The 24,311-nt window shown below is 61.0% G+C and carries 18 protein-coding genes; 9 read left to right on the top strand and 9 right to left on the bottom strand.

What is annotated here, in order from left to right; genetic code table 11:
• The first annotated feature begins 19 nt into the window (after window positions 1-19).
• Together JKA62_RS25720 and lpxH are read left to right on the top strand one after the other, a co-directional pair.
• Entirely contained in the window at window positions 20-526 is a 507-nt protein-coding gene (locus JKA62_RS25720; protein WP_011334985.1) for a peptidylprolyl isomerase, read from the top strand.
• Window positions 523-1,269: a UDP-2,3-diacylglucosamine diphosphatase gene (gene lpxH, locus JKA62_RS25715; RefSeq protein WP_201820073.1), complete on the top strand. Its 747-nt coding sequence runs from the start codon at window positions 523-525 to the stop codon at window positions 1,267-1,269. Before JKA62_RS25720 ends, lpxH begins: the two co-directional genes overlap by 4 nt.
• A gap of 222 nt (window positions 1,270-1,491) precedes the next feature.
• On the opposite strand, the gene JKA62_RS25710 is transcribed toward lpxH, so the two are convergent.
• The 7 genes from JKA62_RS25710 to JKA62_RS25680 form a co-directional block, all read right to left on the bottom strand.
• Complete coding sequence (locus JKA62_RS25710) at window positions 1,492-3,021, bottom strand: DHA2 family efflux MFS transporter permease subunit (protein ID WP_011334987.1); 1,530 nt, start codon at window positions 3,019-3,021, stop codon at window positions 1,492-1,494.
• Between the two features lie 92 nt (window positions 3,022-3,113).
• On the bottom strand, window positions 3,114-4,316 hold the full coding sequence (locus JKA62_RS25705; protein ID WP_201820069.1) for an HlyD family secretion protein: 1,203 nt from the start codon (window positions 4,314-4,316) through the stop codon (window positions 3,114-3,116).
• Between the two features lie 15 nt (window positions 4,317-4,331).
• A complete protein-coding gene (locus JKA62_RS25700) occupies window positions 4,332-5,801 on the bottom strand; it encodes an efflux transporter outer membrane subunit (protein WP_201820067.1) in 1,470 nt (489 codons plus the stop codon).
• Complete coding sequence (locus JKA62_RS25695; RefSeq protein WP_011334990.1) at window positions 5,791-6,273, bottom strand: MarR family winged helix-turn-helix transcriptional regulator; 483 nt, start codon at window positions 6,271-6,273, stop codon at window positions 5,791-5,793. The genes JKA62_RS25700 and JKA62_RS25695 overlap by 11 nt, the downstream gene beginning before the upstream one ends.
• Window positions 6,274-6,520: 247 nt before the next feature.
• A complete protein-coding gene (locus JKA62_RS25690) occupies window positions 6,521-10,195 on the bottom strand; it encodes a translocation/assembly module TamB domain-containing protein (RefSeq protein WP_201820066.1) in 3,675 nt (1,224 codons plus the stop codon).
• Complete coding sequence (locus JKA62_RS25685) at window positions 10,192-11,919, bottom strand: autotransporter assembly complex protein TamA (RefSeq protein WP_201820065.1); 1,728 nt, start codon at window positions 11,917-11,919, stop codon at window positions 10,192-10,194. Before JKA62_RS25685 ends, JKA62_RS25690 begins: the two co-directional genes overlap by 4 nt.
• Window positions 11,920-11,985: 66 nt before the next feature.
• Complete coding sequence (locus JKA62_RS25680) at window positions 11,986-12,636, bottom strand: GNAT family N-acetyltransferase (RefSeq protein ID WP_064380744.1); 651 nt, start codon at window positions 12,634-12,636, stop codon at window positions 11,986-11,988.
• Window positions 12,637-12,810: 174 nt separating this feature from the next.
• Between JKA62_RS25680 and xthA the strand changes: the two genes are divergently transcribed.
• A complete protein-coding gene (xthA, locus tag JKA62_RS25675) occupies window positions 12,811-13,623 on the top strand; it encodes an exodeoxyribonuclease III (protein WP_201820064.1) in 813 nt (270 codons plus the stop codon).
• Between the two features lie 115 nt (window positions 13,624-13,738).
• Window positions 13,739-15,073 carry a substrate-binding domain-containing protein gene (locus JKA62_RS25670; RefSeq protein WP_201820116.1) on the top strand — a complete coding sequence of 445 codons (1,335 nt, stop codon included), beginning with the start codon at window positions 13,739-13,741 and terminating at the stop codon, window positions 15,071-15,073.
• 180 nt (window positions 15,074-15,253) lie between these two features.
• On the opposite strand, the gene JKA62_RS25665 is transcribed toward JKA62_RS25670, so the two are convergent.
• Window positions 15,254-16,483, bottom strand: coding sequence for an acyl-CoA dehydrogenase (locus JKA62_RS25665; RefSeq protein ID WP_011334996.1), 1,230 nt, complete (start codon window positions 16,481-16,483; stop codon window positions 15,254-15,256).
• Window positions 16,484-16,672: 189 nt separating this feature from the next.
• On the opposite strand from JKA62_RS25665, the gene JKA62_RS25660 reads away from it, so the two are divergent.
• From JKA62_RS25660 to JKA62_RS25650, 3 genes are read left to right on the top strand one after another with little or no spacing between them, the layout of a single operon-like run.
• Entirely contained in the window at window positions 16,673-17,617 is a 945-nt protein-coding gene (locus tag JKA62_RS25660; protein WP_011334997.1) for a LysR family transcriptional regulator, read from the top strand.
• Window positions 17,618-17,672: 55 nt separating this feature from the next.
• Window positions 17,673-18,074, top strand: a complete 402-nt coding sequence (locus JKA62_RS25655; RefSeq protein ID WP_011334998.1) for a MerR family transcriptional regulator — start codon at window positions 17,673-17,675, stop codon at window positions 18,072-18,074.
• A gap of 54 nt (window positions 18,075-18,128) precedes the next feature.
• Window positions 18,129-19,028 carry a hydroxymethylglutaryl-CoA lyase gene (locus JKA62_RS25650; protein WP_011334999.1) on the top strand — a complete coding sequence of 300 codons (900 nt, stop codon included), beginning with the start codon at window positions 18,129-18,131 and terminating at the stop codon, window positions 19,026-19,028.
• A 593-nt stretch (window positions 19,029-19,621) separates the two neighbouring features.
• On the opposite strand, the gene JKA62_RS25645 is transcribed toward JKA62_RS25650, so the two are convergent.
• On the bottom strand, window positions 19,622-21,319 hold the full coding sequence (locus tag JKA62_RS25645) for an AMP-binding protein (protein ID WP_011335000.1): 1,698 nt from the start codon (window positions 21,317-21,319) through the stop codon (window positions 19,622-19,624).
• Between the two features lie 201 nt (window positions 21,320-21,520).
• Between JKA62_RS25645 and JKA62_RS25640 the strand changes: the two genes are divergently transcribed.
• Both JKA62_RS25640 and JKA62_RS25635 read left to right on the top strand, forming a co-directional pair.
• A complete protein-coding gene (locus JKA62_RS25640; protein WP_011335001.1) occupies window positions 21,521-22,684 on the top strand; it encodes an isovaleryl-CoA dehydrogenase in 1,164 nt (387 codons plus the stop codon).
• A 12-nt stretch (window positions 22,685-22,696) separates the two neighbouring features.
• Complete coding sequence (locus JKA62_RS25635; RefSeq protein WP_011335002.1) at window positions 22,697-24,304, top strand: carboxyl transferase domain-containing protein; 1,608 nt, start codon at window positions 22,697-22,699, stop codon at window positions 24,302-24,304.
• Window positions 24,305-24,311: the final 7 nt, after the last annotated feature.

The following is a 24,311-nucleotide window of genomic DNA, read 5'->3' as shown; positions in this document are numbered from 1 at the left end:
CTTATAAAGAGCATCGATCATGACTCAAGTTAAATTGACCACCAACTTCGGTGACATCGTCATCGAACTGAACGCTGAAAAGGCGCCTCTCACCACCGCCAACTTCATCGAATACGTCAAGAAAGGTCACTACGAGAACGTCGTGTTCCACCGCGTCATCAAAGGCTTCATGATCCAGGGCGGCGGTTTCGAGCCAGGCATGAAAGAAAAGAAAGACAAGAGCCCGAGCATCCAGAACGAAGCCGACAACGGTCTGAAGAACGACAAGTACACCATCGCCATGGCCCGTACCATGGACCCGCATTCGGCTTCGGCGCAGTTCTTCATCAACGCCTCCGACAACAGCTTCCTGAACCACACCGCCAAGACCGCCCAGGGCTGGGGTTATGCCGTGTTCGGTAAAGTGGTTGCGGGCACCGACGTTGTCGACAAGATCGAAGGCGTTTCCACCACGTCCAAGGCAGGCCACCAGGACGTACCCGCAGACGACGTGATCATCGAGAAAGCCGAGATCATCGAAGCGTGATATTGCTGATTTCAGACTTGCATCTGGAAGAGGAGCGCCCGGACATTACCCGGGCGTTTCTGGATTTGCTCGCCGGACGCGCCCGCTCGGCGAGTGCGTTGTACATTCTGGGCGACTTTTTCGAGGCGTGGATTGGCGACGACGCCATGACCCCCTTCCAGCGTTCCATCTGCCAGGCCCTGCGCGACTTGAGCGACAGCGGCACGGCCATTTTTCTGATGCACGGCAATCGCGACTTCATGCTCGGCAAGGCCTTCTGCAAGCAGGCCGGCTGCACGCTGTTGAAGGATCCGAGTGTCGTGCAGTTTTACGGCGAACCGGTATTGCTGATGCACGGCGACAGCCTGTGCACCCGCGACGAATCCTACATGAAGCTGCGCCGCTATCTGCGCAACCCGCTCAGCCTGTTCATCCTGCGCAACCTGCCCTTGCGCACCCGGCACAAGCTCGCGCGCAAGTTGCGCAGCGAAAGCCGGGCGCAGACGCGGATGAAGGCCAATGACATCGTCGATGTCACGCCGGAGGAAATTCCGCGGATCATGCAGGAATACGGGGTGAAAACCCTGGTTCACGGGCACACCCATCGCCCGGCGATCCACAAGTTGCAGATCGGCGATCAGGCGGCGAAGCGGATTGTGCTGGGGGATTGGGATCGTCAGGGTTGGGCGTTGCAGGTGGATGAGAACGGGTTTGCGTTAGCGCCGTTTGATTTTGCGCCACCGTTGGCATTGCCGCACGGCTGAAGATCGCTACCCCCTCACCCCAGCCCTCTCCCCCAAGGGGGCGAGGGGGAAAGGGAGCCGATATTCGTAGTTTTCAGAATCTGAGCTCGACTCTGTTTCGCAAGTCTGCACTTCAAGGCCTGAGTTCAACTCGGACTTTCAGGTCGGTGTAACCCGAATATCCACCTCGGTCAGTCCCCTCTCCCTCCGGGAGAGGGTTAGGGTGAGGGAAAGCTCTTGATCTTAGTGCCCGGAAGCCGCCGGCCCTGCCTTGGCTGCGAATGGCGGCTTGGCCAGCCACACAATCAGAATCAACCCCATGAACCCCCAGCCCAGCAGCGTGAAGTAATCCACGGTGGAGAGCATGTACGCCTGACTGGTGAGGATCTGATCCATCTGCGCATAGGCCGATTGGCTCGCGCCACCCAGCGAATGCAAGGTCTCGCGAGTCGCTGGTTCGAAGGTGCTGATACTCTCGCTCATGTAGGCATGATGCTGATCCGCCCGGCGAATCCAGATCCACGTGGTCAACGACGCCGCAAAACTGCCACCCAATGTCCGCAGGAACGTCGCCAGACCCGCACCATCGGCAATCTGGTTCGGCGGCAAGTCCGACATCAGAATGCTCAGGGTCGGCATGAAGAACAGCGCCACGCCAATCCCCATGAACAACTGCACCAGAGCGATGTGCTGGAAGTCCACCTCGTTGGTGAACTCCGCACGCATGAAGCAGCTCAGGCCGATCGCCAGGAACGCCAGACCGGCCAACAGACGTAGGTCGAACTTGTGCGCATACTTGCCGACAAACGGCGACAGCAGCACCGGCAGAATGCCGATCGGTGCCACCGCCAGTCCGGCCCAGGTCGCGGTGTAGCCCATCTGGGTCTGCAACCATTGCGGCAGGATCAGGTTGATGCCGAAGAACCCGGCGTAACCCAATACCAGCACCAGCGTACCGATGCGGAAGTTGCGATAGGCGAACAGGCGCAAATTGACTACCGGATGCTGGTCGGTCATTTCCCATATCACGAACACCGCCAGCGCGATCACCGAAATCGCCGCGCCGATGATGATGAAGTTTGACTCGAACCAGTCCAGGTCATTGCCCTTGTCGAGGATCACCTGCAACGCACCCACGCCGATGATCAGCGTGATCAGCCCGACGTAATCCATCGGCTGACGGCTGGTGACCACCGGGCGTTTGGCCAGCTGCTGGCGCACCACCATCACCGCAAAAATCCCGATCGGCACGTTGATGAAGAAGATCCACGGCCAGCTGTAACTGTCGGTGATCCAGCCGCCGAGGATCGGCCCGGCAATCGGCGCCACCACCGTGACCATCGCCAGCAACGCCAGGGCCATGCCCCTCCTCGCCGGTGGATAGACCGCGATCAGCAGCGTCTGGGTCATCGGGTACAACGGCCCGGCCACCAGGCCTTGCAGCACGCGGAAGCCGATCAGTTCCGGCATCGATGTGGAAATACCGCAGAGGAACGAAGCCAGCACAAACAGGATGGTCGCCCACAGAAACAGCTTCACCTCGCCGAAGCGACGGCTCAGCCAGCCGGTGAGCGGCAGCGCAATGGCGTTGCTCACGGCGAACGAGGTGATGACCCAGGTGCCCTGCTCCGAACTCACGCCGAGGTTGCCGGAAATGGTTGGCAGCGCCACGTTGGCGATCGTGGTGTCGAGCACCTGCATGAAGGTCGCCAGCGACAGGCCGATGGTGCTGAGCAACAGGCTGGGCGGCGTGAAAGAGGCGTTATTGCTCATCGCGAATCCTATGAAGCCGGGTTGGCGCCGTGTCTGTTACGGACACAGCTGCCCTTTGTGGGAGCAAGCCCGCTCCCACAGGGGGAAAGAGATCAGCGTTGCGCAGTCTTGCTGACCGCCGCGCTGTTGTCGTGGATCAACTGGGTGATCATCGCGTCGGCTTCGGCCAGTTGGCGATCGTAGACGTTGGTGCTGAACGAGGCCTTTTGCGGCGGTTGCTGGGCCAGTACCGGGCCGCTCTGGTCGTGCAGATTGACCTCGACATTGGTCGACAGGCCGACGCGCAGCGGGTGTTTGGCCAGCTCTTCGGCGTTGACGTGAATCCGTACCGGCACACGCTGCACGATCTTGATCCAGTTACCGGTGGCGTTCTGCGCCGGCAACAGGGCGAACGCGCTGCCGGTGCCCGCGCCGAGGCTGTCGACGGTGCCGTTGAACTTGACGTCACTGCCGTAGATGTCCGACTCGATCTCCACCGGTTGGCCAATGCGCATGTCACGCAGCTGGGTTTCCTTGAAGTTGGCGTCGATCCACAGCTGATCCAGCGGAATCACCGCCATCAGCGCGGTGCCCGGCTGCACACGCTGGCCAAGTTGCACGGTGCGTTTGGCGACATAACCGGTGACCGGCGCAATCAAGGTGCTGCGAGCGTTGGTCAGGTAGGCCTGACGCAGTTGCGCGGCGGCGGCCATCACGTCCGGGTGCGAGGACACCACGGTGTCATCGACCAGCGCGCTGGTGGTTTTCAGTTGCTGTTTGGCGTTGGCCAGGGCGTTCTGCGCCGAGGTCAGGTCATCGCGGGCGTGGGACAGTTCTTCCTGGGAAATCGCCCCGCCGGCCGCGAGGTTTTTCCGGCGGTTGAAGTTGTCCTGGGCTTTCTGCACTTCGGCCTGTTGCGCATTGACCTGGGCTTTCATGCCGTCGACGTTGCTGTACAGGCCGCGCACCTGACGCACGGTGCGGGCCAGATTGGCCTTGGCACTTTGCAGGCCGACTTCGGCGTCGTTCGGGTCGAAGTTGATCAGCACCTGGCCTTCATGCACCAGATCGCCATCGTCAGCACCGATGCTGACCACGGTGCCGGTCACCAGCGGGGTGATTTCCACCACGTTGCCGTTGACGTAGGCGTCGTCGGTGCTTTCGCTCCAGCGCCCGATGAATTCGTGATACGCCCAGACGCCGGCACCGGCGAGGGCAACCACAACGGCCAGCACCAGCAGCATCACCTTGCGTTTGCGCGGATTGCCAGTGTCCTGGGCGTTGTCTTGAGCTTGTGTGTTTTCGGCAGTGGCCATGACAAGTACCTTGAATTAGTTGTGCGGCGTGGCTGGGGTGGCGTTGGCTGCGGTCAGGGTTTGCCCCTGGAAGCCGCCGCCCAGCGCTTGCATCAGTTGAATCGACAGGTCGATCTGCTCGGCATTCAGGTTGGCCAGCTGACGCTGGGCCTGCAGCAATTGCTGCTCGATGCTGAGCACGTCCAGGTAGTTGCCGATGCCGGAACCGTAACGCTGAACGACGGTGTTGTAAGAATCCTGGGCAATCTCGGTTGCGTGCTGCTGGGCGCCGATCTGCCGGCCGATGTCACGCAGCTGGTTAATGGTGTCGCTGACATCGCCCAGGGCTTTCACCAGACTTTTGTTGTACTGCGCCACGGCGAGGTCGTAATCGGCGTCGCGGGCATCGAGGTTGGCGCGCAGGCGTCCGCCATCGAAGATCGGCACCGAAATCGTCGGGGCAATGTTGAAGAAGCGACTGGCGGAACCGAACATCGCGTCCCCCAACAAGGATTCGGCACCAGCGGAAGCCGACAGGTTCAGGTTGGGATAGAAGCGGGTCTTGGCCGAGTCGATGTCCTTGCTCGCCGCCTCGACACGCCAGCGCGCGGCGACCAGATCCGGACGACGGCCCAGCAGTTCGGCGGGAAGCACCGATGGCAGTGCGACAGCGCTGGCTTGCAGGACTTTCGGCCGAGCGATTTCGTTACCGCGATCCGGGCCTTTGCCGAGCAATACGGCCAGGGCGATTTTCGCGCTGTTCAGGCGCTTTTCAGCGTCGATCAGGCTGGCTTCGGAGCTGGCTTCCAGACTTTGGGTCTGCTGGAACTGATACTGGCTGTCGATCCCGGAACTCAGGCGGCGCTGGCTCAGGTCGAGCATCTGTTTGGTGCGCTTGAGGTCTTCGTTGGCCAGGTCATAAACGATGTGCGCCTGACCCAGATCGCTGTAGGCCCGGGCCACGTCAGCAGCCAGGGTCAACTGTGCGGCCTGACGGTCGACCTCGGCGGCGCGGGCCTGACCGAGTGCGGCTTCCCAGGCGTCACGCTGACCGCCCCACAGGTCGAAGTTGTAATTGAAGCCGGCGCTGATGTTGCGCACGGTGGAGTAAGCCCCACCCTGCCCCAACGGATCCTGATCCCGGGCCAGACGCGAACGGCTGATGCCGGCGCTGGCGTCGAGGGTCGGATAGCGCTCGGCATCGGCGGCGTACGCGGCGGCGCTGGCCTGATGGGCGCGGGCGTCGGCGATCTGCATGTCCGGGCTGTCTTTCAGCGCTTCGCGGATCAGACCGTCGAGCTGCGGATCGCCGAGGCTGGTCCACCAGTCGCTCTTCGGCCACGCGGCCTGGGAAAGGGTCACGCCGTTGAGCGATTGCCCGGTCTGCAGGGTTTTCGCATCGAGGCTCGCGCCCTGGGTATCGAGGCCGCTGTAGTTGGCGCAACCGGCGAGAATCATCGCCGACAGCACCAGTGTCAGGCTGCTGCGCAAGATTTTACCGCTCATTGTGTTCACCTAACCGCTGGATGGTGATGGGGTCACCGGCTGCCAGCAAAATTTTCTTGAGGATGTATTCCAGGGTTTTCAACTCGTCCGGGGTCACGGCGCCGGCCAGCTCATTCATGGCGTCGGCGCCGATGTGCGGCAGGCGATCGGCCAGTTGCTGGCCCTGCTCGGTGAGTTTCAGTTGCACCTGACGGCGATCGCCTTCGCTGCGTTGGCGAACCAGAAAGCCTTTCTGTTCCAGACGATCGAGCATGCGAGTCATCGAACCGCTGTCCAGCGACAGGTGCCGGCACAGCTCGGCCGGGGTGTCGACGCCGAACTGGGCCATGATGATCAACACCTTGAACTGCGCGGCGGTGATGCCGTGGGGTTCCATGTGGGTGTCGATGATCTTGTCCTTGAGCAAGGCCGCACGGCCGAGCAACAGGCCGAGATGGCAATGCTGGAATTCGTCTGGGGTGAAATGCTTCATGTGCTCACCTAATAACTGCCTAGGCAGTGAATGTATGTCGAGATGTTACTGCCTAGGCAGCGAATGTCAACGTAATAGTTAGGTTGCTTTGTAATTAGTTGACCAGCGGACTGGGTTTTCTGTCGTCCATGCAGACGCCATCGCGAGCAGGCTCGCTCCCACAAGCGTTGTGAACTTCACAAAACCCTGTGGGAGTCAGTCTGCTGGCGATTGCACCAACCTGGTAATAAAGGAAGGGAAAAGCGGGCTAGAAATCCCGCTTGTAGAAGATGTCCAGCGAACTGGCCACGCCGCTGGCGGCTTCGAGGTAGACCTTCTTGCTCAGTTTGTAACGCAAGGCGATGGTGTTGGCCGGTTCAAACACGCCGACGCCGTAACGCAGGCTGAGTTTTTCCGAGATGTTGCCGCTGGCCACCACGCTGGTGGTGTTGCCGCTGCCCTGGGTGTCGAGCTGGAAGTCCTGAATGCCCAAATTACTAGCCAAACTGCTGGTGACCCCGGAACTGCCCATCAGGCCCAGACCGAGCGCCGCCTGCGCGAGCATGTTGTTGTCTTCGCCGGTAGTGCTCAGCGGACGCCCCAGCACCAGATAGGACAGCGCCTGTTCCTGACTCATCGCCGGCTCCGAGAAGATCTGCGTGGTCGGCTGCTCGGCGCTGCCGCTCAAGCGAATGCCGGCGATCACGTCATCGGTCTGGCGAATCGCTTCGATGTCCAGATACGGCTGATCGATCGGCCCGGCAAACAGCAGACGCGCGCGACGCACCGTCAGGCGCTGGCCGTAGGCGCGATAACGCCCGTCGTTGAGCCACAGTTCGCCACGGGTGTCCATGTTGTCGCCGATGTGCACGTGGCCTTGCAGGTTGGCGGTCAGGCCGAATCCGGCGAAGCTCAACTTGTCCTGGCCGACCACCACGTCGATGTCCATTTTCATCGCCAGCGGCGGCTTGCCCTCTTCGGTCTGCGCGCCGACGATGATCGTGTCATCGGAGACTTTCACCGTCGATGGCGGCAGTTCGCGCACTGTGATTTCGCCTGTCGGCACCAGCACCTTGCCGGCAATCGCCAGCTCATCGCCGGCCATGGAAATCTTCAGGTCCGGCGCCACTTCCAGTTTGGCGTAGGGTTCGACCGTCACTGGCAATTGCGTGCCCTTGAGCGCCAGATCCACCACCAGCGCCTGGCCCCAGGCGATGTTGCCGTTCAGGCTGCCCTGCCCGCTCTTGCCGCTTTTCCAGGCGCCGTTCAATTGCACGGCTTCACCGGCGATCACCGCTTGCAGTTGCAACGCTTGCAGTTCGATCGGCAACTCTGGCCCGGACACTTCGCCGTCGCTGAGTTGCACCGTACCGTTGACCAGCGGCGCGAGCAGACCACCGGAAATCGTACCGCTGCCGTTCAGCCGCCCGGTGAGTTTCTCGACCATCGGCACAAACGGCCGCGCCACCGACAGATCCAGTCCGCTGAGGCGGAATGTACCGCTGAGTGGCTTGTTCTTCGGCAGCGGGTTGAGCTGCGCCTGCACCATCAATTCACCGAGCTTGCCACCGACGAAGTTGAGGTCGGTGTCGATGCGCTTGGGCGTGAGTTTGCTGGTGAGCTTGAGGGTCTGGTACGGGAAGTCGACCCACTGATCCTTTTCCTTCATGCGCAAGGTGCCGCCGCTGGCATCGATGCTGACCACGCCGTTCGGGCCGCTGGCCGGCAGATCCAGTTGCAGGTCGGCGTTGAGCTTGCCCTGCCAGGCGAAATCCTTCGGCAGCCATTGCGCCAGGCTTTCGATCGGGAATTGCTTGAGGTGATAACGCAGCTTCGGCTCCGGCATCAGGCGCTGGTCTTCGCCACACAGGCTGGCATTGCCGGACATCCAGCAATGGGCGCCGAAGTTGATCTTGCCGTCGGCCAGACGCTCGAGCTTGGCCGGGTTCTGCAGTTTCCAGTCCTGGCCGCCGGCCTGAATATCACCACTGGCCAGACGCCCGCGCCAGTTGCCTTTGTCCAGATTGCCGTCCAGGCCCAGCGCCAGTTTCAGCTTCGGCCCGAGCAGGTCGAGGTTGAGTTTCTGGTTTTTGATATCGCCCTGAGCGCTGGCGGTCAGGGTGCCCAGCGACGTATCGCCAGCCTGGATGCCACTGCCCTTGAGGTCGATTTTCGCCCGTTGCGCGCTGTCGAGGGTGGCGTCGAGGTTGAGGCTTTGCAGGCGATTGTCCTGGAACGCCAGTTGCGAACCTTGCAGGCCGAGCTTGCCTTGCGGCGCCTTGAGCGTGCCGGCGACATCGACCCGACCATTGATCTGCCCGCGCAGTTGCGGCCAAAGCTGGGCCAGACGCGCCAGTTTGATGTCGATCTGTCCCGTGAGTTTCTGTTGCAGGCTGCCCTTGCCGTTGATGCTGTTGTCGCCGAGGCGGATTTGCAGGGCATTCAGATTCCACTGCTCGCCCGCGCCGTCGGCCTTGGCTTGCAGGATCGCCGGTTGCCCGCGCAATTTGCCCTTCAGATCGAGGTCGGCGTTCAGGCTCAGGCGCTCGTTTTTCATTTCGCCTTTGCTCTTTAACGGACCGGCCAGGGTGCCCGGCAGCTCCGCGACCCAATACGCCGGGTTGAGCGCCGACAATTCCAGCGCGGTGTCCCAGGCGATGCCATCGGCGAACTGCACGTTCACATGGCCTTCGGCCTTGCCCTGCCCGGCTTCGAGTTTCAGTTGTGGCAGGAAGATCTGCTTGAGATTGCCGCTGAACGGACTGCTCAGGGTGAACGCCCCCGCCGGACCATCTGCAGCGGCGGCGAAATTACCGATGTACTGACCGTCGGTGTAGGAGACTTCGCCGGTGAAGGTACGCAACGTGATCTGCGGCTCGTCGATCTCCGGATAGAGCCGGTGCCACGGAAAATCCAGCCAGTTGATATTGGCCTGGGCACTGAGGCCTTTGCTCCAGTCGACATTGCCGGTGAGCTTGAGGCTTTGCTTGTCGTTGGCCGTCAGATCGAGGCCGGCAATCTGCGCGCCTTTGGCGTCGACCTTGCCTTTAAGCAACAGCGCCACCGGGCCTTTATCGGCAGGCAACGTGGCATTGCCGAGCAATTGGTAACCGTTTTTCAGGTCGCCTTCGCCGGTCAATACCAGTTGATTGAATTGCAGGGTGTCCGGCAGATCGGCGCTCGGCTTGAACGCTTCCGAGGTTATCCGCACCTTGGCCGGCAGGTTTTCCACCAGCGGTTGCAGCTCGCCGCTCAGCTGGCCGTCGAGGTAGCCACGGCTGTCGGCGTGCAGGTTGAGGGTTTTCAGCAGGTCGCCGTCGATTTTCAGCGCCAGCGTCCACGGTTCGGGAGCGGGCGACGGCAAGGTCAGATCACCGGCGATGTTCAGCGGCCAGTTGCCGGTCGGTTGCAACAGGCCGGACAGGTTCAGGCTCAACTCGTCGCGCTGCAGTTTCACACTGTCGATCTGCAGGCCCTTGGCGGTCCAATGCGCCGCCAGTTGCAGGCCTTTCAACTCTTCACTGCCGTTGAACAACAGGTTGCCGACCTGAACGTCGCCCAGCTCGATGGCCACGGGCAATTGCAGATCAGGAAGTGTGATCGGACCGCTTTCGGTGACGTCCTCGCTCGGCGGAAATTGCAGGCTGACGGTATCGGCCTTGAGCTGTTCGATGCACAACGTCATGCGCGTCAGGAACAGCGGCGACCACTCGAAGATCGGTTTGCTCAGTTCGACGCGGCTGCTGTCCTGCTGCCACAGCAGATGATCGGCGCTCCACTGCCCGCCGAGGCGACCCTGGAAATTGTCGACGCTCAGGCCCGGTACCAGACCCAGCACCCAACGGCTGCCGGCCTGAGTTCCGAGCACAGCGGTAATGCTCAATACAATCAGCAGCACCAGCGACAACAACGCCAGCGCCGATATTTTCAAACCACGCTTCACAGCTCAGGCCCCATGGAAAAGTGCAGCCGGATGCCGCCATCGTCGTCCAGCGCGTGGGCCACGTCGAGGCGGATCGGCCCCACCGGTGAGACCCAGCGCACACCGATACCGACCCCGGTCTTGAGGTTCGGCAGTTCGAGTTTGTTGAAGGAGTTGCCCTGATCGACGAAAGTCGCCACGCGCCACTTCTCGGCAATCGAGTATTGATACTCGACGCTGCCGGCCACCATGTAGCGCCCGCCGATGCGGTCGCCCTCGGAGTTCTCCGGGGACAGGCTCTGATAGTCATAGCCGCGCACGCTCTGATCGCCACCGGCGAAGAAACGCAGCGACGGCGGCACCGATTTGTAGCCGTTGGTGGCGCTGCCGCCGACCTGGACCCGACCGAGCAAACGGTGCTTGTCGAACACGGTGGTCAGGCCCTTGATCAGCGCCGTGCCATAAAGCAGGTTGTTGTCCGAGCCGAGGCCTTCTTTCGCCACTTTGCTTTCGAAGGTCAGGCGATAGCCATTGTGCGGGTCGATGCGGTTGTCACTCTTGAGGTAGGAATAGCTGACGCCGGGCATCAGCAAGGTGCTCAGACCGGAGTCGTCGCCGAGCTGGTATTCCTCGCGCTGCCATTTCAGCGAGATCACCCGCTGCCAGCCGCTGGGCAATTTGCTGTGCCATTCCGGGCCGAAGGTCAACAGCTTGCTCAAGGTGTCGGAACCGTCGATGTCCTCGTATTGATAACCGCCGGCCCAGCGCAGTTTGTCGGTCAGCGGCGGGTCCAGCGGGATGTCGTAGAACAGACCGACGTTCTGCCGTGGCGCCGACAGTTCGGCCTCCCAGCCATAACTGTCGCCCTGCGGGTTGACCCAGTGACGGGTCCAGTTGGCCTTGATGCGCGGGCCGACGTCGGTGGAATAACCCAGACCCAGGCCCATGGTGCGCGGCTTGCGGGTGTCGAGTTTGACGTCCACCGGGATCACGTCGTTATTTGCGGCGGTCGGTGCGGCGTCGACCCGCACGCCCTCGAAATAGCCGCTCGATTGCAGGTCGCGGTTGAGTTCGGCGATCAGCTCGGAGTCATACGGCTCGCCGGCCTTGAACGGCACCATGCGTTGCAGCAGGTCTTCGTCGAACGGTGTGTCGCCCTCGAAACTGACTTTGCCCAGCGCATAACGCGGACCGCTTTCGTAGATCAATTCGACGTCGGCGACCCCGGCGCGTGGATCGACCATCAATTTCTGGCTGGTGAAGCGGCCACTGAAGAACCCATAGCGCGAAGCCTGGTTCTGGATCAGGCGCTTGGCGTCTTCATAACGCCCATGGTTGAGCACCGCGCCGGGCTTGAGCACGTCACTTTTCGGGACTCGAAAGGATTTGAGAGAGGCCGCCGGGCCGTCGACCCGCACGGTTACGTTGCGCAGGCGGATCGGCTCGCCGGGATCGATGTTCAGCACCAGACGCGGTTTTTCACCGCCCTTGACGTCACTTTCGATCTGCGGCTGGTAATAACCCAAGGCCTGGGCGGCCTTGCGCGCCTGTTCTTCGGCGCCGCGACTGAAGCGCTGCAAGGCTTCTTCGTCACGATCGCCGAGGCTGCCGATATAGCCTTCTATATTGGCTTTCAGTTCATCGTTGGACGGTTTGATCCGCACATCCAATTCACTTTGCGCCAGCGCCGCGCAGCTGCTTAACAGCATGAGCACGCCACTGGTAAATCTTCCTGGAAACTTCATAGGCGCGGATGCTATCACGGGCTTGGGAGGGTGATAGAACAGGAAGTTCTCCCAAAAGTTCGATGGTCATCCCGTTGCTGTTTGTAACACCTGCGGGTTGGCGTGGAAAAATACGTGCTCGCGCACTGGGCCGACGGCCACTTCACCGATTTCCTCGTAACCCTGACGCTTGTAGAACTCCAGGTAACGCGGGTTGCCGGTGTCGAGGATCACGCCTTGGGAGGTTTCGTCCACCGCGCACCAGTTATGCACCGCTTGCAGCAGCTGTTCGCCGAAGTGTTTGCCCTGAAATTGCGGATGCACACCGAGCAGCGGCAGCATGTGCACCGAGTCAGTCGGCACGCAGGCTTCAACGGCGGCGTGGTATTCCAGATAACGCCGGGTGCACCGGAAACCGGTGCTCAACACCATGCGCAAACGCCAGGCCCAACTCTCGGTAACACCCAGACGCCGTTGCGGCGGTGCAATCAGGGCGATACCGATCAGGCGATCGTTGACCAACAGGCCGATGGCCGGCAGATCCTGCAGGAAATGCTGTTTGACCAACTCCCGCACCGTGGCCCGTACCCTTTGTTCATAACCCGGACGCTCTGCTTCGAACAGGTAGGCGAAGGTCGGCTCGTGACGATAGGCCTGATAAAGAAGGGATCGCGCTTCACGGGAATAGCCGCGGTCGAGCATATGAATGTCGGCAATGGCGGTTTGGGTTTCAGGCATGACGGTGATTCTCCCTGGACGGGACTCAAGAGGCCCCGTTCTTGTTATACGAGCCTTGGGCTGAAGGGATCGTTCCCACACCCGAAAGACATTAGCAGCGCATATGGACTACCGCCACGCTGGCCCAGATCCTACATGTCAGCTAGCATCGCCCTTTTGCCAGGACTGCCGACCATGAAGATCGTTTCCTTCAACATCAACGGACTGCGGGCCCGTACGCATCAGCTGGCGGCGCTGATCGAGAAGCATCAGCCGGACGTCATCGGCCTGCAGGAAACCAAGGTCCACGACGACCAGTTCCCGCTGGATGAAGTGCGGGCCCTGGGTTATCACGTGTATTTCCACGGCCAGAAAGGCCATTACGGTGTCGCCCTGCTCTCGCGTCAGGAACCGATTGCCGTACACAAAGGCTTCGCCACCGATGAAGAAGACGCGCAGCGGCGCTTCATCTGGGGCACATTCGCCGACGCCAACGGCGTGCCGGTGACGATCATGAACGGCTATTTCCCACAGGGTGAAAGCCGCGACCACCCGACCAAATTCCCGGCCAAGCAGCGTTTCTACAGCGATCTGCAAGCGCTGCTGGAAAGCCAGTTCCACAACGAACAGCCGCTGGTGGTGATGGGCGACGTCAACATCTCCCCCGAAGACTGCGACATCGGCATCGGCCCGGACAACATGAAACGCTGGCTGAAAACCGGCAAATGCAGCTTCCTGCCGGAAGAGCGCGAGTGGATGGCCCGCCTGAAAAACTGGGGCCTGACCGACAGTTTCCGCCACCTGAACCCGGACGTGACCGACATGTTCAGCTGGTTCGACTACCGCAGCCGCGGTTTTGAAGACGAGCCGAAGCGTGGTCTGCGCATCGATGTGATTCTGGCGTCCCACGGTTTGCTGCCACGGGTGAAAGCCGCCGGTGTCGACTATGAACTGCGCGCAATGGAAAAGCCTTCGGACCATGCGCCGATCTGGCTGGAATTGAGCTGACCCGCTTGAAGCAGAAGATCACAGCCAGCGGTTGTGATCTTCTGCCCTGTCATCTTTCAGCAACCTCACTGACTTAATCTCCCCGGCAATCCCCTTGGCTGCAATCGGTGCCGGCATGACCCTGCGTGTTCTGTTCGTCTTTCTCCTGAGCGCCTGGCTGCAGGTTGCGGTTGCGGCGTTGCCCATTCCCGAGAACGGCCCGGTATTGCGCATCCAGGGTTCCAACACCATTGGCGCGGCGCTCGGCCCGGCGTTGGTGGAAGGCCTGCTTCACAACCAGGGGCTGTTGAAAGTCCACAGCGAAACCCCGGACACCGCCAACGAACAACGGATCGTCGGCCTGACAGCCCAAGGCCAAAGGGTCGTGGTGGAGATCGCCGCCCACGGTTCGAGCACCGGTTTCACTGCACTCAAGAACGCCAGCGCTGATCTGGCTGCCTCCTCGCGCCCGATCAAGGACAGCGAACTGCTGAACCTGCAAGCCCGGGGCGATCTGAAAAGCCCCGGTGCCGAGCAAGTCATCGCCATTGATGGTCTGGCGATCATCCTTCACCCCGACAATTCGCTGAATCAACTGAACACCGAACAACTGGCGCGAATCTTCAGCGGCGAGGCGAAGACGTGGGAAGACGTCGGCGGCAAGGGTGGGACGATTCATTTATATGCGCGGGATGATCAGTCCGGTACGTACGACACGTTCAAGGAACTTGTCCTCAGTCGTCGTGGGAAATCCCTGAGCAATGCCGCGAAACGGTTTGAATCCAGCGAGCAGTTGTCCGACGCAGTCAGTGCCGATCCGCAGGCCATCGGTTTCATCGGCCTGCCCTATGTGCGTCAGGCCAAAGCCGTGGCGATTGTCGACGGGCAGTCCCAGGCAATGCTGCCGCTCGCCAGCCTGATCGCCACCGAAGACTATCCACTGTCGCGGCGGCTGTTCTTCTATCTGCCGCCCGACAGCAACAATCCCTGGGCCAGGGCGTTGGTGGAGTTTGCGCAGAGCCGCCAGGGTCAGGCGATTGTCGCGGCCAACGGTTTTATCGCCCAGACCGTGCAGGCTATCGCCGTCACGCCGAATGCGCTGATGCCCGAGGGTTATCAATCCCTCAGCCGCCACGCCCAGCGTCTGACGGTGAACTTCCGCTTCGAAGAAGGTAGCGCCAGCCTCGACAACAAGGCCCGTCAGGATCTGGCCCGGGTGTTCGACTATATAAAGCACCACGACAAGACCGACCGCGCGGTAACACTGGTGGGCTTCGGCGACGCCAAAGACGACCCGGCACGGGCTGATTTACTGTCGAAGCTGCGGGCGATGGCGGTACGCCGAGAGTTGGTGAAAAACGGCGTGGTATTGCGCGAAGTGCGGGGGTTTGGCGCGCTGATGCCGGTGGCAACCAACAGCGGTGATGAAGGCAGGATCAAGAATCGGCGGGTTGAGGTTTGGGTTTACTGAACCTCCCCGATCGCTCCCACGCAGAGCCGTGATCGCTCCCACGCAGTACGCTGATCGTTCCCACGCTCTGCGTGGGAATGCATACAGTGACGCTCCGCGTCACAGTGGACGCAGAGCGTCCATGGCTGCGTTACCACGCAGAGCGTGGGAACGATCAGGGCTGACGCGGAATGTCTGTAATCAGCGCTCGCTACGCAGCATTTCCTTCGGCACATACTTGCCGATCTCGAACTTGCCGATCGCCGCGCGGTGCACTTCGTCCGGGCCGTCGGCCAGGCGCAGGGTACGTTGCATGGCGTACATGTAGGCCAGCGGGAAATCGTTCGACACCCCTGCCCCGCCATGAATCTGGATCGCCCGGTCAATCACCCGCAACGCAACGTTCGGTGCCACGACCTTGATCTGCGCGATTTCGCTCTTGGCGACCTTGTTACCCACGGTGTCCATCATGTACGCCGCTTTCAGGGTCAGCAGACGCGCCATGTCGATTTCCATCCGCGAGTCGGCGATCTTGTCGACGTTACCGCCCAGACGCGCCAGCGGTTTGCCGAACGCGGTGCGGCTTACCGAACGTTTGCACATCAGTTCCAGTGCGCGCTCGGCCATGCCGATCGAACGCATGCAGTGGTGAATGCGGCCCGGGCCGAGGCGACCTTGTGCAATTTCGAAGCCGCGTCCTTCACCGAGCAGGACGTTTTCGTACGGCACCCGCACGTTGTCGAACAGCACTTCGGCGTGACCGTGCGGTGCGTCGTCGTAACCGAACACCGGCAGCGGGCGGATGATCTTCACGCCGGGGGTGTCGACCGGCACGAGGATCATCGAGTGTTGGGCATGACGCGGGGCGTCGGGGTTGCTCAGGCCCATGAAGATCAGGATCTTGCAGCGCGGATCGCAAGCGCCGGAGGTCCACCATTTCTTGCCGTTGATGACCCACTCGTCGCCATCGCGCACGGCGCGGGCGGCCATGTTGGTGGCGTCGGAGGACGCAACGTCCGGTTCGGTCATGGCGAACGCCGAGCGGATCTCGCCGCGCAGCAGCGGTTCGAGCCAGCGCTGTTTCTGTTCTTCGTTGGCGTAACGCACCAGCACTTCCATGTTGCCGGTGTCGGGCGCCGAGCAGTTGAACGGCTCGGGCCCGAGCAGCGAACGGCCCATGATTTCCGCCAACGGCGCGTATTCGAGGTTGGTCAGGCCAGCACCAAGCTCCGACTCAGGCAGAAACAAATTCCACAGACCTTCGGCTTTCGCCTTGGCTTTGAGTTCTTCCATGATCGCCGTGGGCTGCCAACGATCGCCTTCGGCGACCTGGCGCTCGAACACGGCTTCGGCCGGGTAAACGTAAGTGTCCATGAACGCGGTCACGCGCTCACGCAGTTCTTGCACCTTGGGCGAATAAGCGAAATCCATGAGCAATTACCTTTTTTCGGCAGGTTGTTTAAGTCATGCAATCGATGCTAGAACAGCGTTGATAATTTACCTAGCCTATTCTCGGCGTGTATAAACATTCATCACCGATATATGATCGGTTGATTTTCCTGGCCGCCCTGACCCGCGCCATCCATCTATAACAAGCACCTATAACAAGAGAGCCGCGTAATGAATCTGAGCAAGGTCGACCTCAACCTTTTCATCGTCTTCGACGCGATCTATACCGAAGCCAACCTGACACGCGCCGGGCAGATTGTCGGCATTACCCAGCCTGCGGTGTCCAACGCATTGGCGCGGTTGCGCGAGACCTTCAACGACCCGCTCTTCGTCCGCACCGCTCAGGGCATGGTGCCGACGCCCATGGCGCAGAACATCATCGGTCCGGTGCGCAACGCGCTGTCGCTGCTGCGGGTGTCGGTTCAGGAAAGCCGCATTTTCAACCCTTCGCAAGCGGTCAAGACCTACCGCATCAGCATGACTGACCTGACCGAAGCGGTGATTCTGCCGCCGCTGTTCCAGCGTCTGCGTCGTCTGGCGCCGACTGTGATCATCGAAAGCTTTCTGTCCAAACGCCGGGAAACCACCAAGGAGCTGGCTGCCGGGCGTCTCGACTTTGCCGTGGATGCGCCGCTCAACACCGACCCGCAGGTGCGCCACGTCAAGCTGATGGAAGACCGTTACGTCTGCGCGATGCGCAAGGGTCATCCGCTGGCGACCAAGGAAAAATTCACCCTCGACGATTACCTGTCGCTGACCCACATTCATATTTCCAGCCGGCGCAGTGGTCTGGGCCATGTCGATCTGGCGCTGGGCAAAATGGGCATCCAGCGCAAGATCGCCCTGCGCTCGCAGCACTATTTGATGGCGTCTCAGGTGTTGCAGCAGACTGATATGGTAATGACCGTGCCGGAGCGCTTCGCCCGTCGGCATGACCTGCATGCGTTCAATCTGCCGGTCAACGATGTGCCGCCGGTGGAAACCCATTTGTACTGGCACGAAAGCACCGATCAGGACCCGGCCAACCGCTGGATGCGCGAGCAGATGATCGAGTTGTGCCAGCAAGTGACAGCCCACGAGAAGAAGCTCGACAAGCTGCAGGCGCCCGCCACTTGACGTAAACGTCAACCTGCCATTAGCTTAGCGCCAAGACCCTTCTTCGAGCGCTTTCATGAGCAGCCAGACCTACAGCATTTCCGACCTCGCCCGCGAGCTGGACATCACCACCCGGGCGATCCGCTTCTATGAAGAACAAGGCCTGCTCAGCCCCGAGCGCCGAGGCCAGGAACGCATCTATTCGCCACGCGACAAGGTCAGCCTGAAGCTGATCCTGCGGGGCAAGCGCATCGGTTTTTCCCTGGCCGAGTGCCGTGAACTGATCGAGCTCTACGACCCCTCCAGCGGTAACACCAAACAACTCAACAGCATGCTGGCGAAAATCAGCGAGCGCCGGGCACAGCTTGAACAGCAACTGCTGGACATCGAACAGATGAAGCTGGAACTCGACACCGCCGAAGAACGCTGCGTGCAGGCGCTGGAGCAGACGCTCAAGAGTCAGCAATCAGTTCAGTAACCTAAATAAATCCCACACGGGGTTCCGCAGGAATTCAAAGAGCAGGTCAACACCATGTCCCTCCCCTCCCAAGTACGCCTGATCGAAGTCGGCCCGCGTGACGGCCTGCAGAACGAAGCCCAGCCCATCAGCGTCGCCGACAAGGTGCAACTGGTCGACGCGCTGAGCGCCGCCGGTCTCGGCTATATAGAAGTCGGCAGTTTCGTCTCGCCCAAGTGGGTGCCGCAGATGGCCGGTTCCGCCGAGGTGTTCGCGCAGATCCAGCGCAAGCCCGGCGTAACCTATGGTGCATTGGCGCCGAACCTGCGCGGTTTTGAAGATGCACTTGCGGCGGGAGTGAAGGAAGTCGCGGTGTTTGCCGCTGCGTCCGAAGCGTTTTCGCAGCGCAACATCAATTGCTCGATCAGCGAAAGCCTGGCGCGGTTCGCGCCGATCATGGAATCGGCGAAACAGCACGGCGTTACCGTGCGCGGTTACGTGTCCTGCGTGTTGGGCTGTCCTTATGAAGGTGAAGTCGCCCCGGAGCAAGTGGCGATGGTGGCCCGCGAGCTGTACGCGATGGGCTGCTATGAAGTGTCGCTGGGTGACACCATCGGTACCGGCACCGCGGGCGCGACCCGCCGGCTGTTCGAAGTGGTCTCGAAACAGGTGCCACGCGAGAAACTCGCCGGCCACTTCCACGACACCTACGGCCAGGCCATGGCCAACATCTATGCAAGCCTGCTGGAAGGCATCGCGGTGTTCGACAGCTCGATCGCCGGCCTCGGCGGCTGCCCGTACGCCAAGGGCGCCAGCGGTAACGTCGCCACCGAAGACGTGGTGTACCTGCTCAACGGCCTGGGCATCGAGACCGGTATCGACCTCGACGCCTTGATTGCCGCCGGCCAGCAGATCAGCTCCGTGCTGGGCCGCCCGACCGGTTCGCGCGTGGCCAAGGCTCGCAGCGCACAGTGAGGGATGGTGTTACCGCCGAGCGCGAAACGTGGGCACAAGCGAGTAACACGGAAACAAATTGTCTGGTTTTGCCTGAAGGAAAAATCCTTCAAAAATCTCAAGCCATTGATTTAAAAGGGTTTTTAAAAGTTGGCACGGCTTCTGCTATCTCTATGGCATAACAAGAATAAAAAGCAGCAAACCAATAAAAATAAGACGTACCGACTCTGACATAACAAAAACAACACGGCAGAGACGCAGCTAACAGATTTTTTTGGAGAAGGTGTGCTTTTCAGGGTGTTCCTCGGAATGACCCGCAACCGGGCAGAGAACAATAAAACTACCTTCAGGTAGCTCCCGAATCGGTTGGATCGCTAGACGAGAAAGCAGATCAGCGCTCAAAAAAATACGTTTGCTCTTGACCCCGGATGGGGGTCGCCAAAAAACAGCGGTAAAGGGCCACGGTTGCCAAAAACAACAACAGACCGCCCCTCAATAATAAAAAGAGCACGCGACGACAAAATTAAAGGGGAGCTTCGGCTCCCCTTTGTGCTGTCTGGCGTTCTGAAATCCTGCAGAAAACTGTGGGAGCAAAGCCCCCACAGATTCGCTCCTCAACCCTCGTTACTGCGCAACTCCTCAATACTGATCTCGCGCATCCGGAACTTCTGGATCTTGCCGGTCACCGTCATCGGAAACTCCTCCACAAACTTGAAGTACCTCGGCGTCTTGAAGTGGGCGATACGCTCCTTGCACCACGCTTGCAGTTCTTGCTCGGTGGCGCTGTGGCCGGGATGGAATTTGATCCAGGCGACGATTTCTTCGCCGTAACGTGAGCAGGGAATGCCGATCACCTGCACGTCCGCCACCGCTGGGTGGGTGAAGAAGAACTCCTCCAGTTCACGCGGGTAAATGTTTTCGCCGCCACGGATGATCATGTCCTTGTTACGCCCGGCGATGCACACGTAACCCTCGTCGTTCATGCTCGCTAGGTCGCCGGTGTGCATCCAGCCCGCCGCGTCGATGGCTTCGGCGGTGGCATTCGGGTTGTTCCAGTAGCCAAGCATCACGCTGTAACCACGGGTGCACAGCTCGCCGATGGTGCCGCGTGGTACCGGATTGCCGGCCTCGTCGATGATTTTGCTTTCGAGTTGCGGCTGGGTGCGGCCGACGGTGGTGACGCGCAGTTCCAGTTCGTCGGATGGGCCGGTCTGCAGCGACACCGGGCTGGTTTCGGTCATGCCGTAGGCGATCTGCACTTCGCTCATGTGCATTTCGTTGATGACCCGTCGCATCACTTCGATCGGGCAGGTGGCGCCGGCCATGATCCCGGTGCGCAGGGTCGACAGGTCGAACTCGGCGCGCTGCGGCTGATCGAGCATGGCGATGAACATGGTCGGCACGCCGTACAGCGCGGTGGCCTTTTCTTCGGCGACCGTGCTCAGGGTCAGCAGCGGATCGAAGGCATCGTTGGGATAAATCATCGTGCTGCCGTGGGTGATACAGCCGAGGTTGCCCATGACCATACCGAAGCAGTGATACAACGGCACCGGGATCACCAGCCGATCAGCGGCGGTCAGGCCGAGGCTTTCGCCGACCATGTAACCGTTGTTGAGGATGTTGTAGTGACTGAGGGTCGCGCCCTTGGGGAAGCCGGTGGTGCCGGAGGTGTACTGAATGTTGACGGGCTGATCGAAGTGCAGGCTGTCGCTGCGTTCACGCAATTGTTCTGGAGAGACACTGGCGGCCAGATCTGCCAGTTGCGACCACGGGAGAAAACCCGAAGGCGGCTGGGGATCAAGGCTGATCAACCCGCGCAGCTCCGGCAGGCGCTCGCTGCGCAGTTCGCCGATGGATTGCTCGGCCAGTTCCGGCAGCAAGCCTTGCAGCATGCCGTGATAGTTCGAAGATTTGAAGGCGCCGGCGCAGACCAACCATTGGCAACCGGATTGTTTGAGCACGTATTCGAGTTCAGAGCTGCGGTAGGCCGGGTTGATGTTGACCAGAATCACGCCGAGCTTCGCGGTGGCAAACTGAGTGATGCACCACTGCGCGCAATTCGGCGCCCAGATGCCGAGCCGATCACCGGCCTGCAAACCCAACGCCAGCAGCGCTCTGGCATGCACGTCCACCGCGTCGGCCAGTTGCCGCCAGGTGTAACGCAGCTGCTGGTGGCGCACCACCAGCGCCTCGCCGTCCGGGTACTGCGCGACGGTCTCGTCGAACTTCTGCCCGATGGTCATCGCCAGCAAGGCTTTGTCCTGGGAACCACGGGTGTAGCTGCGCTGTGGGTTTGCACTGGGTTGATCCATGACGACCCCTATTGTCTTTATTAGTGGGTGTTGGAACGGAGCCACGGCAGCTCCGGCCACTCAGAACTGGCTCTACTCTCGCTCAAGTTGACGTTAACGTAAAGGGTGATTGACAGCCATTCGTCACAGGCTTACGTTAACGTAAAGGTGAGAACTGAAACGCCCTTCTCCCCACCCTACAAAAAAGCCAAAAGGTGACCCATGAGCTACCCATCCCTGAACTTTGCCCTCGGCGAAACCATCGACATGCTGCGCGATCAGGTTCAGTCCTTCGTTGCCAAGGAGATCGCGCCGCGTGCCGCGCAGATCGACAGCGACAACCTGTTCCCCGCTGATCTGTGGCGCAAGTTCGGTGACATGGGCCTGCTCGGCATCACCGTACCGGAAGAGTACGGCGGCGCTGGTCTGGGTTACCTGGCGCACGTGGTGGCGATGGAAGAAATCAGCCGTGGCTCGGCCTCGGTGGCGTTGTCCTACGGCGCCCACTCCAACCTCTGCGTGAACCAGATCAACCGCAATGGCAACCACGAACAGAAAGCCAAATACCTGCCAAAACTGATCAGCGGCGAACACGTCGGTGCCCTCGCCATGAGCGAGCCGAACGCCGGTTCCGACGTGGTTTCGATGAAACTGCGGGCCGATAAACGCGGCGACCGTTTCGTGCTCAACGGCAGCAAGACCTGGATCACTAACGGCCCCGACGCCAACACCTACGTGATCTACGCCAAGACCGACCTGGAAAAAGGCCCGCACGGCATCACCGCGTTCATCGTCGAACGTGACTGGAAAGGCTTCAGCCGCAGCAACAAGTTCGACAAGCTCGGCATGCGCGGCTCCAACACTTGCGAGCTGTTCTTCGATGACGTCGAAGTGCCGGAAGAAAACATCCTCGGCGTGCTCAACGGCGGCGTGAAAGTGCTGATGAGCGGCCTCGACTACGAGCGCGTTGTCCTGTCCGGTGGCCCGACCGGGATCATGCAGGCGTGCATGGACCTGATCGTGCCGTACATCCACGACCGCAAGCAGTTCGGCCAGAGCATCGGTGAATTCCAGCTGATCCAGGGCAAGGTCGCCGACATGTACACCCAGCTCAATGCCAGCCGCGCCTACCTCTACGCTGTGGCCCAGGCCTGCGAGCGCAACGAAACCACCCGCAAGGATGCCGCCGGCGTGATCCTCTATACCGCCGAACGCGCCACGCAAATGGCTCTGGACGCGATCCAGATTCTCGGCGGCAACGGCTACATCAACGAATTCCCGGCCGGCCGTCTGCTGCGTGACGCCAAACTGTACGAAATCGGCGCTGGCACCAGTGAGATCCGTCGCATGCTGATCGGCCGCGAACTGTTCAACGAAACCCGCTAAACGGAGCTGTCCATGGCTATCCTGCATACCCAGCTCAACCCTCGTTCAGCGGAGTTCGCCGCCAACAGCGCGGCGATGCTCAAACAGGTCGACGTCCTGCACACCCTGCTCGCCCAAGTGGCCCAGGGTGGCGGCGCGAAAGCTCAGGAACGTCACACCTCACGCGGCAAACTGCTGCCCCGTGAGCGGATCAACCGCTTGCTCGATCCGGGCTCGCCGTTTCTGGAAATCAGCCAGTTGGCCGCTCACGCCGTGTATGGCGAAGAAGTGCCGGCCGCTGGCGTGATTGCCGGGATTGGCCGCGTGGAAGGCGTCGAGTGCATGATCGTCGCCAACGACGCGACCGTGAAAGGCGGCTCGTACTACCCGCTGACCGTGAAGAAACACCTGCGTGCCCAGACCATCGCTCAGCAAAACCGTCTGCCATGCATTTATCTGGTGGACTCGGGCGGCGCCAACCTGCCGCGTCAGGACGAAGTGTTTCCGGATCGCGAGCACTTCGGGCGGATCTTCTTCAATCAGGCCAACATGAGCGCCATGGGCATTCCGCAGATTGCGGTGGTCATGGGTTCCTGCACCGCCGGCGGCGCTTACGTGCCGGCGATGGCCGACGAAGCGATCATGGTGCGCAATCAGGCGACGATTTTCCTCGCCGGCCCGCCGCTGGTGAAAGCCGCGACCGGTGAAGTGGTCAGCGCCGAAGACCTCGGCGGGGCCGATGTGCACTGCAAGACTTCCGGGGTCGCCGACCATTACGCAGAAAGCGATGAGCACGCCCTCGCCCTCGCCCGCCGCAGCGTCGCCAACCTCAACTGGCGCAAGCTCGGCGAAGTGCAGCAGCGCGCGCCGATTGCGCCGCTGTACGCCAGCGAAGAGTTGTACGGCGTGGTGTCGGCGGACGCCAAGCAGCCGTTCGATGTGCGTGAAGTGATTGCGCGACTGGTCGACGGTTCGGTGTTCGATGAATTCAAGGCACTGTTCGGTACGACGTTGGTGTGTGGTTTCGCTCATCTGCATGGCTACCCGATCGCGATCCTCGCCAACAACGGCATCCTGTTCGCCGAAGCCGCGCAAAAAGGCGCGCACTTCATCGAACTGGCCTGCCAGCGCGGCATTCCGCTGCTGTTCCTGCAGAACATCACAGGGTTTATGGTCGGCCAGAAATACGAGGCCGGCGGCATCGCCAAACACGGCGCCAAACTGGTGACCGCCGTGGCGTGCGCCAAGGTGCCGAAATTCACCGTGATCATCGGCGGCAGCTTCGGTGCCGGTAACTACGGCATGTGCGGGCGGGCCTACGATCCGCGCTTCCTGTGGATGTGGCCGAACGCGCGGATCGGCGTGATGGGCGCCGAACAGGCGGCCGGCGTGCTGGTTCAGGTCAAGCGCGAGCAGGCCGAACGCAGCGGCCAAGCCTTCAGCGCCGAGCAGGAAAGCGAGATCAAGCAACCGATTCTCGACCAGTACGAAGAACAGGGTCACCCCTACTACTCCAGCGCACGGCTGTGGGACGACGGCGTCATCGACCCGGCGCAGACCCGCGATGTATTGGCCCTGGCCTTGTCCGCGTCGTTGAACGCGCCTATCGAACCGAGCCGCTTCGGCGTGTTCCGGATGTGATCGGGAG

Origin of the sequence: Pseudomonas sp. B7 (genome assembly GCF_016735645.1) — a bacterium.
In the GTDB taxonomy this organism is placed as follows: domain Bacteria; phylum Pseudomonadota; class Gammaproteobacteria; order Pseudomonadales; family Pseudomonadaceae; genus Aquipseudomonas; species Aquipseudomonas glycinae.
This window is presented reverse-complemented; position numbering and strand designations above follow the sequence as displayed.